10 protein-coding genes are annotated in these 13,212 nt (G+C 58.5%); 5 read left to right on the forward strand and 5 right to left on the reverse strand.

The genetic code is table 11. The features are described from left to right. From mukB to cmoM, 4 genes are all read right to left on the reverse strand, one after another. The coding region (gene mukB, locus LD28_RS0101455) for a chromosome partition protein MukB (protein WP_033135262.1) at nucleotides 1–2,792 on the reverse strand (2,792 nt) is incomplete at its 3' end. 3 nt (nucleotides 2,793–2,795) lie between these two features. Then, nucleotides 2,796–3,515 carry a chromosome partition protein MukE gene (gene mukE, locus LD28_RS0101460; protein ID WP_033135263.1) on the reverse strand — a complete coding sequence of 240 codons (720 nt, stop codon included), beginning with the start codon at nucleotides 3,513–3,515 and terminating at the stop codon, nucleotides 2,796–2,798. Further along, a complete protein-coding gene (mukF, locus tag LD28_RS0101465; RefSeq protein ID WP_033135264.1) occupies nucleotides 3,496–4,830 on the reverse strand; it encodes a chromosome partition protein MukF in 1,335 nt (444 codons plus the stop codon). The genes mukE and mukF overlap by 20 nt, the downstream gene beginning before the upstream one ends. A 112-nt stretch (nucleotides 4,831–4,942) precedes the next feature. After that, nucleotides 4,943–5,719 (reverse strand): tRNA uridine 5-oxyacetic acid(34) methyltransferase CmoM, encoded by a 777-nt coding sequence (gene cmoM / locus LD28_RS0101470; protein ID WP_033135270.1) that lies wholly within the window; start codon nucleotides 5,717–5,719, stop codon nucleotides 4,943–4,945. A gap of 84 nt (nucleotides 5,720–5,803) precedes the next feature. Here cmoM and elyC point away from each other — a divergent pair, with 84 nt between their 5' ends. From elyC to pfkA, 3 genes are all read left to right on the forward strand, one after another. After that, a complete protein-coding gene (gene elyC, locus LD28_RS0101475) occupies nucleotides 5,804–6,574 on the forward strand; it encodes an envelope biogenesis factor ElyC (RefSeq protein WP_033135265.1) in 771 nt (256 codons plus the stop codon). 135 nt (nucleotides 6,575–6,709) lie between these two features. After that, nucleotides 6,710–7,465, forward strand: a complete 756-nt coding sequence (gene tpiA, locus LD28_RS0101480) for a triose-phosphate isomerase (RefSeq protein WP_033135266.1) — start codon at nucleotides 6,710–6,712, stop codon at nucleotides 7,463–7,465. Nucleotides 7,466–7,613: 148 nt separating this feature from the next. Continuing rightward, complete coding sequence (gene pfkA / locus LD28_RS0101485; RefSeq protein ID WP_033135267.1) at nucleotides 7,614–8,585, forward strand: 6-phosphofructokinase; 972 nt, start codon at nucleotides 7,614–7,616, stop codon at nucleotides 8,583–8,585. A gap of 1,591 nt (nucleotides 8,586–10,176) precedes the next feature. Here the strand turns inward: pfkA and LD28_RS0101490 are convergent. Further along, complete coding sequence (locus LD28_RS0101490) at nucleotides 10,177–11,418, reverse strand: dicarboxylate/amino acid:cation symporter (protein ID WP_033135268.1); 1,242 nt, start codon at nucleotides 11,416–11,418, stop codon at nucleotides 10,177–10,179. A gap of 270 nt (nucleotides 11,419–11,688) precedes the next feature. On the opposite strand from LD28_RS0101490, the gene ppnP reads away from it, so the two are divergent. Beyond that, nucleotides 11,689–11,973, forward strand: coding sequence for a pyrimidine/purine nucleoside phosphorylase (gene ppnP, locus LD28_RS0101495; RefSeq protein ID WP_005336842.1), 285 nt, complete (start codon nucleotides 11,689–11,691; stop codon nucleotides 11,971–11,973). 154 nt (nucleotides 11,974–12,127) lie between these two features. Further along, on the forward strand, nucleotides 12,128–13,212 hold a 1,085-nt coding region (locus LD28_RS0101500), incomplete at its 3' end, for an L-serine ammonia-lyase (protein WP_033135269.1).

Genomic DNA, 13,212 nt, shown 5'->3' on the forward strand with positions numbered 1-13,212 from the left:
TCCTGACGCAGCACCTGCACGACTGTCTCGAGTTTCTCCAGCGCCTTACCGTGCTTGGCGATAAAGGCTTCGGCCTGTTTCAGCGCTTCCACGTCGGTGTGAGCCGCCTCGAGGCGGGCCGCGAGCTCTGTCTCGGCAAACAGGTGGGCAAAGGGCAGCATCCCCTGCACCAGCTGGATATGGCGGGCCAGCTGGGCGGCGGCCGCTTTGGCATCACTCAGCTGCTTGTCGCACTCGCCGATGGCCCCTTGCAGCGTGCGCAACTCGGCCTGTTTGGCCTGCACCTCGGCTTCCGGGTCGGGGCGGAAGGCGATATCCAGATGCTGGCCGATAAAGTCGCGGAAGTGACCGTAGAGACGGTGGTACTTCTGCTGCTCGAAGGCGGCCTTGGCGTAACCCTCGATGAGCCCTTCGCGTTCAAGATCGAGCTGTTCGATCCGTTTTTCACGGGCGGCGCGGCCAAACAGCGGCAGCTCGGGATAGCGGGAGAAGCGCACCTGACGCTTGCTGGTGCGCACCAGCACGGCGTCCCCCAGTTCGTCCGCTTCCACCAGATCCTCGTCAAAGGAGTCGGGGTTGCCCTGAATGAGGTAGATATCCTCCGGGCAATCTTCCAGCTTTTTCAGCCGCTCGATGGCGCCCTCAAGGTCCAGCACCACCAGGGCGCTGCGAGCCGGGCCGTAGAGCGCCGAGTAGTAAGGGGCATCGTCGATGGAGATGTCGTCATAGACATCGGAGAGCAGCACGCCCCCCACCTGCTCGGCGATGCGGGCAAGACGGGGATCCGCCTCACCGGCCCCCAGCTGCAGGTTGCGAATTTGCAGCTCCAGCGCCTGTTTCTGCGCCGCGATGCGGTTGCTCTCCTGCTCGAACTCGCGCTCCTTGTCGAGCACGCTCTGCATGCCGGCCGAAAGTTCTTCGGCGGTAGTCAGCGGCAAACCGCTCTGCTCGCGCAGCTGCTCGAGTTTTTCAAAGGATTTGAGCCAGCGCGGGGCCAGCTTGGTCAACTCCGCGATATCACGGCCCAGCTGGGCGCCCTGATGCTCGAGGCTGGCGCGGCGCTGGTTCACCTCCGCCTGCTGCTCGGAGAGCTCCTCCTGACGGGTGCGCTGGGCTTCGAGGAAGATCTCCAGCTCATCGCTGCTGGCGATAAGCTGGCCAGAGGCCTGCTGCAGCTCGTCACGCAGCTTGAAGAGATTCTTCTGGCTTTCGCTCTCTTTCTCGAGGCGAGCCAGCGCGGCGCGCAGCCCCTGCCCCTGGGCAATGCGAGCCTTGTCTTCGATGTGACGCTTGAGCAGCGCCTGGGCAGTAGGCCAGGCGGCCTCGCGCACTGTTTCCGGAGCGATGCTGAGCAGCAGCGCCAGCGCCGCTTCGTGCTCGGCCACTGCCGCCTTGGCCAGCGCCAGCTGCTGCTCGGCCCCCAGCACCCGGCTGGTGAGGCTCTGCTCGGCGGCGCGGAACTGGTGCAGGGTGTCGCTCGCCTGTTCGGCGGTCAGCCCCGGCAGCTCGCACTGCTCGCGGGCATTTTCCAGCGCCTGCACCGCCTGACGGTACTGGATGGCGCGGGTCTGCTGGATATCCAGCGCCTGCTGATAGTCGGCCAGCTGGGTCTTGAGGCTGTCTACCTCGGCCTGCGCCAGCTCCTTGCGCTCTTCCACCTCCAGCAGCTGGCCGTGGATCTCTTCCACCACCGCCTGCTGCTGTTCGAGTTTGTCAGAGAGATCCGCCAGATCGGCGCGGTACATCTCGATCTTCTTCTGCAAGCTGACGGCGGCCATCACCTTGGCCAGATGCTCGGCGGCCGATTCCAGCTCGTCGGTCAGCAATTTCTCGCGGTTGGTGAGCTGCTCCACCTCGTCGGCCAGATAGATGGCGCGCTGGCGCTCTTCGGCCAGAATGCGGCGTTTCTCCGCCAGATCCTGACGCGCCTTGAGGGCCAGCTCGGAGAGACGGCTCTTTTCGGCGGCGTTGCGCACATAGTCGGCGGCCACATAGTGGGTGGTCTCGGTAATGAGGTTCTTGAACAGATCCCGCTGACCCTGGGTCTCTTTAATGGCTTCCAGCGTGCGGCGGTTTTCATAGATGGCCGCCTCCATGTCCTGGAACGCCTTGCGCACCCCGGAGTTCTCCGGCAGCAGGTATTCACGCAAGGAGCGGCTGATGGACGAGGAGATGCCGCCGTAGAGGGAGGCTTCGATCAGGCGATAGAACTTGCCGCGATCCTTCTGGTCGCGCAGCTTCTTCGGGGTGATACCGAACTCGAACATGAAGTTGTGATAGTCGGTCACCGTATTGAACTTGGCGACCTTCATCGCCCCCAGCTCGGCGGCCGCCCCTTTCAGATCGGTAAAGGCGCGTACCCGGCCCTTGCCGTCATCGAGTTTTTCCAGCAGCAGATCGGTGGGTTGCAGCTGCTCCGGCACATCCACCAGCGCGAACGGGGTGATGTTGACCTTGTTGTCGCGGTTGGCCACCTGCTCCAAGTGGACGCCGACCCAGATCCGCTGTTCGCGGCTGTTCATCACTTCCAGCAGGGAGTAGCAGTGGCCGCGCTGCAGCTTGCCGTAGAGCCCCTTGTCACGGGAGGCGCTGCTGGAGCCCGCTTCCGTGGTGTTACGGAAGTGGAGCAAAGACTGGTCGGGAATGAGCGCCGCAATAAAGGCCGCCATGGTGGTGGACTTGCCCGCACCGTTGCCGCCGGAAAGAGTAGTGACCAGCTGGTCGAGATCGAAGGTTCGGGCGAAGAAGCCGTTCCAGTTGACCATGGTCAGGGATTTGAACTTGCCTCGCACTGTTTATACCTCCAGATCCAGTTGTTCTTCATCGAGGTCCGCCTCGATATCGTCAAAGAGCGAATCGCTGCTCGGCATCTCGTCGTCGTGGAAGATGGCTTCCCCTTCCTGGATCATCCGCAACTGCACGGCGCGCGGATCTTCGTCAGAGCGCACGTCGGCGGCAAAGCGGAATACCGATTCGTTGACCCGGAATTTGTCGCTGTTGCCAAGGGCGGTGATCATGCCAAGGCGACGCAGGCGACGCATGGAGGTACGGATCTTCTCGAGCAGCTTCTTCTTGTCGAGATCGGTACCGCCGGAGCGGCTGTTGACCATCCGTAGCAGCTGCTTCTCGTCAGCCAGGCTCAGCACCTCTTCTTGCAGCTCACCCATGGCGAACACCCCTTCCGAGGCGAGGCGATCCGGACTCAGATAGAGGTAGCAGAGCACCTTGCCCACCAGCATATCGAGCTCGGAGAGCACAGTGGTGCCGATGTCGGCACTGGGGCGAGGACGCAGGTAGAAGAAGCCTTCCGGCGCCTTGATCAGCTCCACCTGATAACGGCCGTAGAAGATCTCCAGCTCGTTGTGGTACTCCACCAGCGCCGAGTGCTGTTCGAAATCGTCAGCACTGATGTGACGGCCGGAGCGCAAAGCGGTATCGATGCGCGGAAACAAGGGGTTGGCAATCGCCTCTGCGAGCCGCAGCGGCAAGGGAAACTCAGTATTGATCAATGACATAGGCCTGAACCTTGGATCCAGCTTGGTTAATGGGTTTCCATGCGGGTTGGCGGTGCAGCTCGCGCTCGCCGCTGGCATGGCCCAGGCGCACGGCCTGGTCGATCAGAAGACGCGCCACATCGAAATGGGCGTGAGCCGGGTAATCCAGCAGGTATTCCCGCAGCACATCGGCCAAATCCAGCTGCTGGCCCTGCTCGGGGTAGCGGGCCAGATAGCGCTCGATGCGCTCCGCCAGCTCCTGGTTGATGTCCACCATCTCCATGTACTCCATCTCGAGGGGCACCTCGCCGGTCACCTCCTCGTCATGAATAGCGATGGTTTCGTCGCGCAGTTCCAGCAGACGGGGCTCCTCGGCAATGCGCAGCAGCCAGTTGTGCTGCTCGAAATTGCGGATGGAGTCGCGCAGCCGCTGGCTGAAGGCACGGTTCTTATCCATGTCGATGGCGTTGCGGATAAATTTGTGGACGTGGCGGTCATAGCGGGACCAGAGCTCGATGCACTGCTGACCCCAGCTGGTGATGACGTCGAGCCGCCCTTGCAAGGCGTGCGTCAACTCCTCGACGTGGAACAGATCGTCACGCCCTTGCGCCGCTTCCTGAATGTTGAGCAGCCCCGCCTGCAGGCGGTGACCGGCGGCGTCCAGGGTATCTTGCAGCTCGCGCAGGGTTTGGCCGGTCTCATGCAGCAGCTTTTCACAGCTGTGGATGGCATCGACCCAGTTCTGGGTCAGCAGGGCCGCGATCTCGCTCTTGACCTGATTCTGCTGCTCATCCATGGCGCGCTGAGTGAGATCGATGCGCCCCAGGGTCTCTTCCAGCGAGAAGGTGAGCCGTGGCAGCACCTCCGCATCCCACTGCTCGCGAGTGTTGGTCTCGAGCGCCGCCTTGCGGGCGGTGTCGAGCTCGGCCGCCAAGTGCTCGAGCAGAATGGAGAGCTTGATGGAGTCGACCTGACGCTGATCGAGAAAGAAGTCGACGATGCCGACCCCAAGACGCGACAGGCGATAAAGGCTCTCCCCGGCCACCATGTCGGTGTTGAAGCGCGACAGCAACTGCTGGCGAATAAGGTCGTTGATGGCGTTGTTGGCGCGACCGGTGAGGGTCTCGTCCATCTGGCCAAAAGCGTTGCTGACGTAGCCAAAGGCATCGTGCAGCGCAGCTTCCGACAAGTCCGACTCATCTTCGGACAGTGTCTTGATTGCAATCAGAAAGGCCAGCCGGTCGGTAGGCAGGCTCAGCGCCAACCCCTCCTGCCTGACCCATCCTACTATCTCCGGCAAAGAACGCTCGGACAGGGTACGGGATGTACTCATCATGACGTTGTCATCTCGTTGTTGTAATTGAGCGCGATACCTCGCGCACGGCTACATCCGGTAGCATCAAAAAAATCACGTTATCCCGGGCATCAGCGGGCGGGTTGCACCGCCATCAGCTAGCTGGTTTCTGCGCCATCACATGGATATAGCGACCGAGGGCGACAAAAGGCTCCTGACGGCAATATTGCTGCTCCATGGCCAGCAGATCGTCGAACTTCTCGAGCTGATCCTGCTTGTGACGCATATAGTCGTGGATCACCCGCACCCCGGTCTTGCCGATGATCTTGAGCCCGCCTCGCCCAATCCAGTCATAAACCTGCTCCGGCAACTGCGGATTGGTGGGGGTCAGGGCAGTCTGGCGCTTCTTGCGCAGACCCAGTCGCACATAGTCGAAATTGCCCACCACCAGACTCTGGAACAACAGGCCATGGCGGTTGTAGAAAAGCAGCGACAGTATGCCCCCGGCATTGACGAAAGGGAACAGACCCAGCAAGGTCTGGCGCGGCTCGGCGAGCCACTCCAGCACTGCGTGGCAGAGCACCAGATCAAAGGTGCCGGTCACGTGTTGCTTCAGATCCTGAATGGGGCAATGGATGAGACGAATTTTGTCTTCCAGCCCCTTTTCGGCGATCTGGCTGCGGGCCAGATCCAGCATCTCGGCGGAGAGATCACACAACTCGACCTGATGACCCATGGCCGCCAGCTTCTGGGCAAAGTAGCCAAATCCGCCCCCCGCATCGAGGATGCGCAGCGGCCGGTTGCCAAGGCGAGCCAGGCAGGCTTCGATGTCGCTCCAGACGATGGTGGTGCGAATGCGCCCCTTGGTGGAGTCGTAAATGTTGCGGGCGAACTTGTCGGCGCGACCGTCAAAACTCTGATCTTGCTTCAAGAGAAACTCAACTTTGGCCATCCAAAAAAAGAGGGGTATTCTGTCACATCCCGTATTTGCTGAAAACTCAAGGAAGTGTCTGCCGTGTTTATGCTCAAAAAGTGGCTGGGTCAGCTGCTGATGCCGCTCCCCTTCTCCCTCTCCCTGCTGCTTGTTGCTCTGTTGCTGCTCTGGTTCACCCGTTTTCAGAAAACCGGCAAACTGCTGGCCACCCTCTCGCTGCTGATTGTGGCGCTGATGGGGATGCGGCCGGTGAGCTACGAGCTGGCCCGCGGGCTGGAGCAGACCTACCCGCCGTTCGAGGTGAGTCAGCATCCCAAGATCGAGGCGATCGTGGTGCTCGGCAACGGCCATGTCAGCGATCCGGCGGTGCCGATGCGCAGTTGGCAGAACAATATTGCCCTCGCCCGCACCCTCGAAGGGGTGCGTCTCGCTCAGGCTTATCCCGAGGCCGAGCTGATCTTTTCAGGTTATGTGTCGGGGGATACCCTCTCCAACGCCGAGGTCAACGCCCGGATGGCCGAGAGCCTCGGTATTCCCCGCGCGCGGATGACGTTGTTTGAAAACAACAAAGACACTCATGACGAAGCGGTCAGCATCAGTCGCCACCTCAAGGGAAAAGAGGTAGCACTGGTCAGTTCTGCCACCCATTTACCCCGGGCCATGGCGCTTTATCAGGGTCAGGGACTCAACGCCGTGCCAGCCCCCACCGACTACACTGCCAAGCAGAGCCAGGTGCCCCAGCCGCTCTACAGTTATTTACCCAAAGGGCGTTATTTGATGTATTCCGAAGCTGCCATCCACGAATGGATTGGGGTATGGTGGGCTCGCTTGCGGGGGCAGGTTAACGAATGAGCGATCAAGCGTTTCATTCCTGATTTGGATCAGGAAAGCGAAAAAAAATTACGTCATTTGCCGCCGGGTCAGCTATCTTGGGCTCGGTTCAATTCATATAATGTCGCGCAATCAAATGCCTAGGAGATATACAAGATGAGACAGCACCTGGTAATGGGTAACTGGAAACTGAACGGCACCAAAGCTTCTGTTGAAGCTCTGATCAAAGGACTGACCCCGGCTGCTGCCGCTCATCCTTCTGTACAAGTCGCCGTCTGCCCGCCGGTTATCTTTTTGGGTCTGGTTGAGCAACTGACCGCTGGCAGCAAGATTGCCTACGGTGCCCAGAACGCTGACGTTCACGAGTCTGGTGCCTTCACCGGCGAAAACGCCCCCTCCATGCTGAAAGCCTTCGGTTGCACCTACTCCCTGGTCGGCCACAGCGAGCGTCGTACTCTGCACGCAGAGAGTGACGACGTGGTTGCAGCCAAGTACGAAGCGATCCAGAAAGGCGGCCTGGTGCCGGTTCTGTGCATCGGTGAAACTCTGGAGCAGTTCGAAGCCGGCGTGACCAAGAACGTGGTTGAGACTCAGCTGAAAGCCGTTATCGACCGTTGCGGCATCGCCTCCTTCAACAACGCCGTTGTTGCTTACGAGCCGGTATGGGCCATCGGTACTGGCAAGACTGCCACTCCGGAGATCGCTCAATCCGTTCACGCGCACATCCGTCAGTACCTGGCCGGTTTTGACGGCGCCGTTGCAGCCAAAGTACAGATCCTGTACGGCGGTTCCGTCACTGGCGCCACTGCAGCCGACCTGTTCGGTCAGCCGGACATCGACGGTGGCCTGGTCGGTGGTGCGTCCCTGAAAGTGGACGACTTCTCCCAGATCATCGCTGGTGCAGCCAAGTAATCTCTGATGGTTGGCAAGAGAGGGGCGCGTCCCCTCTCTTATATCGCTTTTCCTATGGCGGCCCCCGCATCCCATACGAAAGCCGATATATTAAAAGTGGCTTGTCTATTTAACATTCGTATTTGACAACTCAGATCCAGAGGCACTCATGACCAAACAAATCAAACGTATTGGTGTTTTGACCAGTGGTGGCGACGCACCCGGTATGAACGCAGCCATTCGCGCCGTGGTTCGCGCCGGTTTACATCATGGCCTGGAAGTTTACGGTATTTATGATGGCTACCTCGGTCTGCACCAGGATCGCATCGTCAAGCTGGAGCGTCACAGCGTCTCCGACGTCGTGAACCGTGGCGGTACTTTCCTGGGTTCTGCCCGTTTCCCTGCCTTCAAAGATCCGGCCGTGCGTGCCGAAGCGATCAAAAACCTGCAAAAACACGGCATCGACGCGCTGGTCGTCATCGGTGGTGACGGCTCCTACATGGGTGCCAAGAAGCTGACCGAAGAGGGTTTCCCCTGCATCGGCCTGCCGGGCACCATCGACAACGACATCGCCGGTACCGACTTCACCATCGGTTTTGATACCGCGCTGAACGTGGTGGTAGATGCCATCGACCGTCTGCGCGACACCTGCAGCTCCCACCACCGTATCTCCGTGGTCGAGATCATGGGCCGCCACTGCGGCGATCTGGCCATGTCAGCAGCCGTTGCTGGCGGTGCCGAGTATGTGATCGTGCCGGAAGTCGCATTTGATCGCGAAAAACTGCTCGAGCAGATCAAAGCCGGTGAAGCAAAAGGCAAAAAACACGCCATCATCACCATCTGCGAGCATGTCACCGACGTGAACGCACTGGCAAAAGATATCGAAGCCCTGACCGGTCGCGAAACCCGCGCCACCATTCTGGGTCACATCCAGCGTGGCGGTGCGCCGACCGCTCGTGACCGCATCATGTCCAGCCGTATGGGTGCCTACGCCGTTGAGCAACTGCTGGCTGGCCACGGTGGCCGTTGCGTCGGCATCCAGCGCAACGAGCTGGTCCACCACGACATCATCGACTGTATCGAGAACATGAAGCGTCCGTTTAATCAGGAGCTCTACGATCTCTCCACCACCCTGTTCTAAGCCACGTTGCTTGTCACAGGCTGTTGATGACAAAAACCCTCCATCGGAGGGTTTTTTTACATCTCGAGTAAACAGACGCACATTGTGCCGCCCCTCCCCTTGTATCTTTGCCTTGCCCTCGACTCTTGGGCCGTCTGGCTGATCGCTACCACTTCACCTCGCACCAACCTAAAAGCACTCCGGTATTGCCATGCACGCTTCATCACTGTTGATCCTGCTTGCGGTGGCCTGCGCGCTTATGACCCTGCGGCAAGCTTGCTCGATATCGAGCCAACACCTATCACGACGTATAACGATTCTGCAGAATGGCATCCAGATATCTTCTCCAGCCATGCTCCTGCCCTGCTGTCGCATTGCGATCAGATTGCTTAAGTCAGACACCGGTCTCGCAGAGCGCAGATCAGATACCAGCCAGCACGCCTCTGGCTTGGCGCTCGCCTCTCTTGCTACTGCCTTGTCTATTCCTCGACCGGCCGGGGCAATTGGCGGTGATAAAACAGCCAGCAGCTGGACTGTACTCCTCAAATGTATGGCTCAACGCCTGGTAAACCGGTGTTTTGCTGTAAAAACTCGACCGCTGCGGCCTGATAAAGTCATGGTGCGACAAGGGTTGGCAACCAGATTGCCTCCACCGACTTTTTGGAGACGAGCTATCTGCGTCAGGTATCGTCAAATCATGATCTGATACACTTTTGATGGCCATAATGGCGCGATTGCGAGGGGGATAACTTGTAAAACCAGACTTAAGCCCCATATAAAACCCATCAAAAGATAAAGGCACAAAAAAATAAACCATTGAATTTAAACAAAATAAAATCAATTTTTGGATCTGTGCTGCTCACCCCTTCGAAGTAGGCGATAAAACAAGCGCAATATGACAAAAACAGCCACTTCACTTAACTGAACGCAGAATGTCGCCATTTTATAAACTTACCACTTGTTTAAACCCCTTATTATGGTATCTTGACAACATCAACCAACAACTTAGGGAGAGAAAAATGAAAGAGTTTGTCGTTACTGCCGTTTTCACGGTGTTTTTCACCCTGGTTGCTGTCTCTCTGCCCTCACTGTCACAGTTCTGAGCCGGATAGAGAGGCATCAATCCGGACCGACCCGCTTTGGCATGTCTGTTTAATCGCCACCGACTGGTGCTTTTCAATGACAATGCCGAGATGGTCGATATAGATATGATTTCATCACGTTGACGCTGTTTCTTTCGCCATTAAGGGTGTAGCCAGGATGGTTTAACCACACTCTGTTTGGCCTGATGGAGTTGAACCAGCAGCAGATCATATCCGAGGGGAGCCAAGCTCCCCTTTTTGTTACCCGCCATTTGGCAACCGCCCTACCCCGGCAGCCACAACAGGTTGTCCGTCGCCACACTACCCACGCCCACGACGATTGTTTTCCCCCTTGTGCTATCCATTCACCGCAGCAACAGCCGTCAGCAGCCTCTTATGCCCCCCTTCCCCCTGTGATGCCTGTACAGCAGATATAAAAAAGCCCCCACCGTCATGGCAGGGGCTCGCGTTACGCAGTTTCAGCTCAAGGCTGTTTTAGCTCAGCGCTGTTTTAGTTCAACTCAAAGCTGTTATCCCTTGTTCCAACGCTGTGGGTCATATTCCGGGCTGAAGCGGTCAACAATGACAGCACAAGCCGCATCGCCGGTGATATTGAGGGAGGTGCGGATCATGTCGAACAGACGATCCAGCGCGAACAGCAGCGGCAGCCCTTCGATGGGGATACCCGCCGCCAGCAGCACGGCCACCACCAGGAAGCTGGGGCCCGGCACACCAGCCTGACCGATCGCCCCCAGGGTGGAAGTCAGGATGATGGCTGTCCAGGCACCGACACTCAGATCGATGTTGTAAACCTGAGCAAAGAAGATGGCGACCAGACCGTAATAGATGGCGTTGCCGCTCATGTTGATGGTGGCCCCCAGCGGCAGCACAAATGAGGCTGTCGCGTTGGTCACTTTCAGATCATGCTCGCAGGTCTCCATGTTGACCGGCAGGGTCGCCATGGAAGAGGCAGTGGAGAAGGCCACGATCTGCGGCTTCTTCATGGCAGAGAGGTACTTCATTACCGGCGTGTTGGAGAAGATCATCACCAGCAGCGGGTAGACCACAAAGCCGAAGATGAGGATGGCTGCCACATAAACCACGAACAGCTTGAGTACCAGGGTCAGCACGTCGAAGCCGTAGGTACCGATGGCCTCAGCCATCAGACCGAACACCCCGAGTGGTGCGATGATCATCACCTTGTTGATCATCCAGACGAAGGCATCCACCAGGGTATTGAGCCCATCGACCAGCGGCTTGGCGCGCTCGCGCGGCTGTTTGGCCAGCGCAATGCCGAGGAACATGCAGAACACCAGGATCTGCAGGATGTTCGCCTCGTTGAGGGACTGGAACACGTTGGTGGGGATCATGCCAAGCAGGGTGGCAACCGCATCCGGCAGCGCCCCTTTATCGGCGTAGTCACCACCAAACATGGAGGCAACAGAGCCGAAATCGACCCCGACACCCGGTTTGAAGATCTGACCCATCACCAACGCCAGCAGCACGGCCAACGCAGAGGTAATCAGGAAGAAAGCCAGCGTCGCTGCGCCGATCTTGCCCGCGGCCGGGCTGGCACCCAGATTGGCGGCGCCGGAGAGGATGGCAACCGCCACCAGCGGGATCACCAGCATCTTGATCAGCTGGATAAACAGGGTACCAAGCGGTGCAAACACGGTGGCTTGTTCACCCATGAACGCCCCGACCACTGCGCCCAGTACCATGGCCACCACAACCTGGAAGCCGATGTTTTTAATGAGTCCTTTAGTTAACACAATATGTTCCTTTACGTAGCAAAATTTACACTTTCCCAGTGCAATTAACCAAACAGGGGAATGAGCATCAGCCCATTCCCCTGTTTGCGCGTGTTATCTCACATTTAATTGCTGTTTTAAATCGGCAAATCGTTAACCTTGACTATTAATAAGTTTGCTAAAAAGTAAAGATTCAAAGCGGCCTCGGCGGTTTTTACCTCATCTCCCCATGACAACTGGCAAAAGATTGTGCTAGTTTGGCTGAACAAACGTACACACAGGGATGTAAAGATGCTGAAAGTTAACGAGTATTTCGACGGAAATGTAAAATCCATCGGTTTCGAACAAAAAGGCGAGAAATCGACCGTCGGGGTGATGAACGCCGGTGACTATCTGTTCAACACCGCAGCCCCCGAGCGGATGACGGTGATCAAGGGCGCCCTCACCATCCAGCTGGCGGATGAAGATGAGTGGCATACCTACAGCCAGGGTGAATCCTTCCTGGTGGCCGGTCACTCCTCTTTCAAGCTGGAAGTGAAAACCCCCACCGCCTATCTGTGCGAATTTCTCGACTGATCCGGCCGGTTGAAGGGGAGCCTCCCCTTCAACCTTCCCAGGCAACCCCCTGCCACTTTATCTGTGTCCATGTCACAGCACAGCACATCCACGCTTTTCATCCACGCCAAAAAACCTAGAATAAACAGACATAAACCATCACCGGATTGATGTCATGATCAGCGTGTTTGACCTGTTTTCCATCGGAATTGGCCCCTCCTCCTCCCATACCGTCGGCCCCATGCGCGCCTCCTATGCCTTTGCCCAGCAGCTCAAACTGCAAGGCCATCTGCCGCACGCCACGCGCGTCGAAGTAGAGTGCTACGGATCGCTGGGTCAGACTGGCAAAGGGCACGGCACCGGCAAGGCAATCATTCTGGGACTGGCCGGTTTTGAACCAGAATCAGTCGACATCGATGCCATTCCGGATCTGCTGGCCCAGGTAGAGAAGGAGCAGAGCCTGCTGCTGGCTGGCGAACAGCCGAGCCACTTCCCCCGCAGCGGCGCCATCATCTTCAACCGCCGCAAGACCCTGCCAGCCCACACCAACGGCATGACCCTGCGCGCCTTTAGCGCCGACAACGCCCTGCTGTTTAGCCAGACCTACTACTCCATCGGGGGCGGCTTCATCATTGAAGAGAGCCACTTCGCCACCGCCAAGGAGGAAGCCGCCAAGTCCGATGCCGAACACCCGGTCCCCTACCCGTTCGACAGCGGCGCCCAGCTGCTGGCCCACTGTCAGGAGAGCGGCCTCTCCATCTCGGGGCTGATCCTGGCCAACGAGCGGGTATTTCGCAGCGACGAGCAGATAAAAAGCGGCCTTCGCAAGATCTGGCAGGCGATGCAGGGCTGCGTCGAGCGGGGCTGCAAGAGCGAAGGGGTGCTGCCGGGCGGGCTCAAGGTGCGGCGCCGCGCCCCGGGACTGTTTCGCCAGCTCAGCTGCGAGACCAACTTCAACAAGGATCCCCTGATGGTGATGGAGTGGGTCGATCTCTTTGCGCTGGCCGTCAACGAAGAGAACGCCGCCGGTGGCCGGGTGGTCACCGCCCCTACCAATGGCGCTGCTGGCATTATTCCGGCCGTGCTGCACTACTACGATCGCTTCGTTCACAAGGTGGATGACGAGACCCTGGTGCGCTACTTCCTCACCGCCGCCGCCATCGGCATCTTATATAAGAAGAACGCCTCCCTCTCCGGGGCCGAAGTGGGCTGTCAGGGGGAAGTGGGTGTCGCCTGCTCTATGGCCACCGGGGCGCTGAC

This window comes from Aeromonas finlandensis (assembly GCF_000764645.1).
Classification (GTDB): Bacteria; Pseudomonadota; Gammaproteobacteria; order Enterobacterales; family Aeromonadaceae; genus Aeromonas; species Aeromonas finlandensis.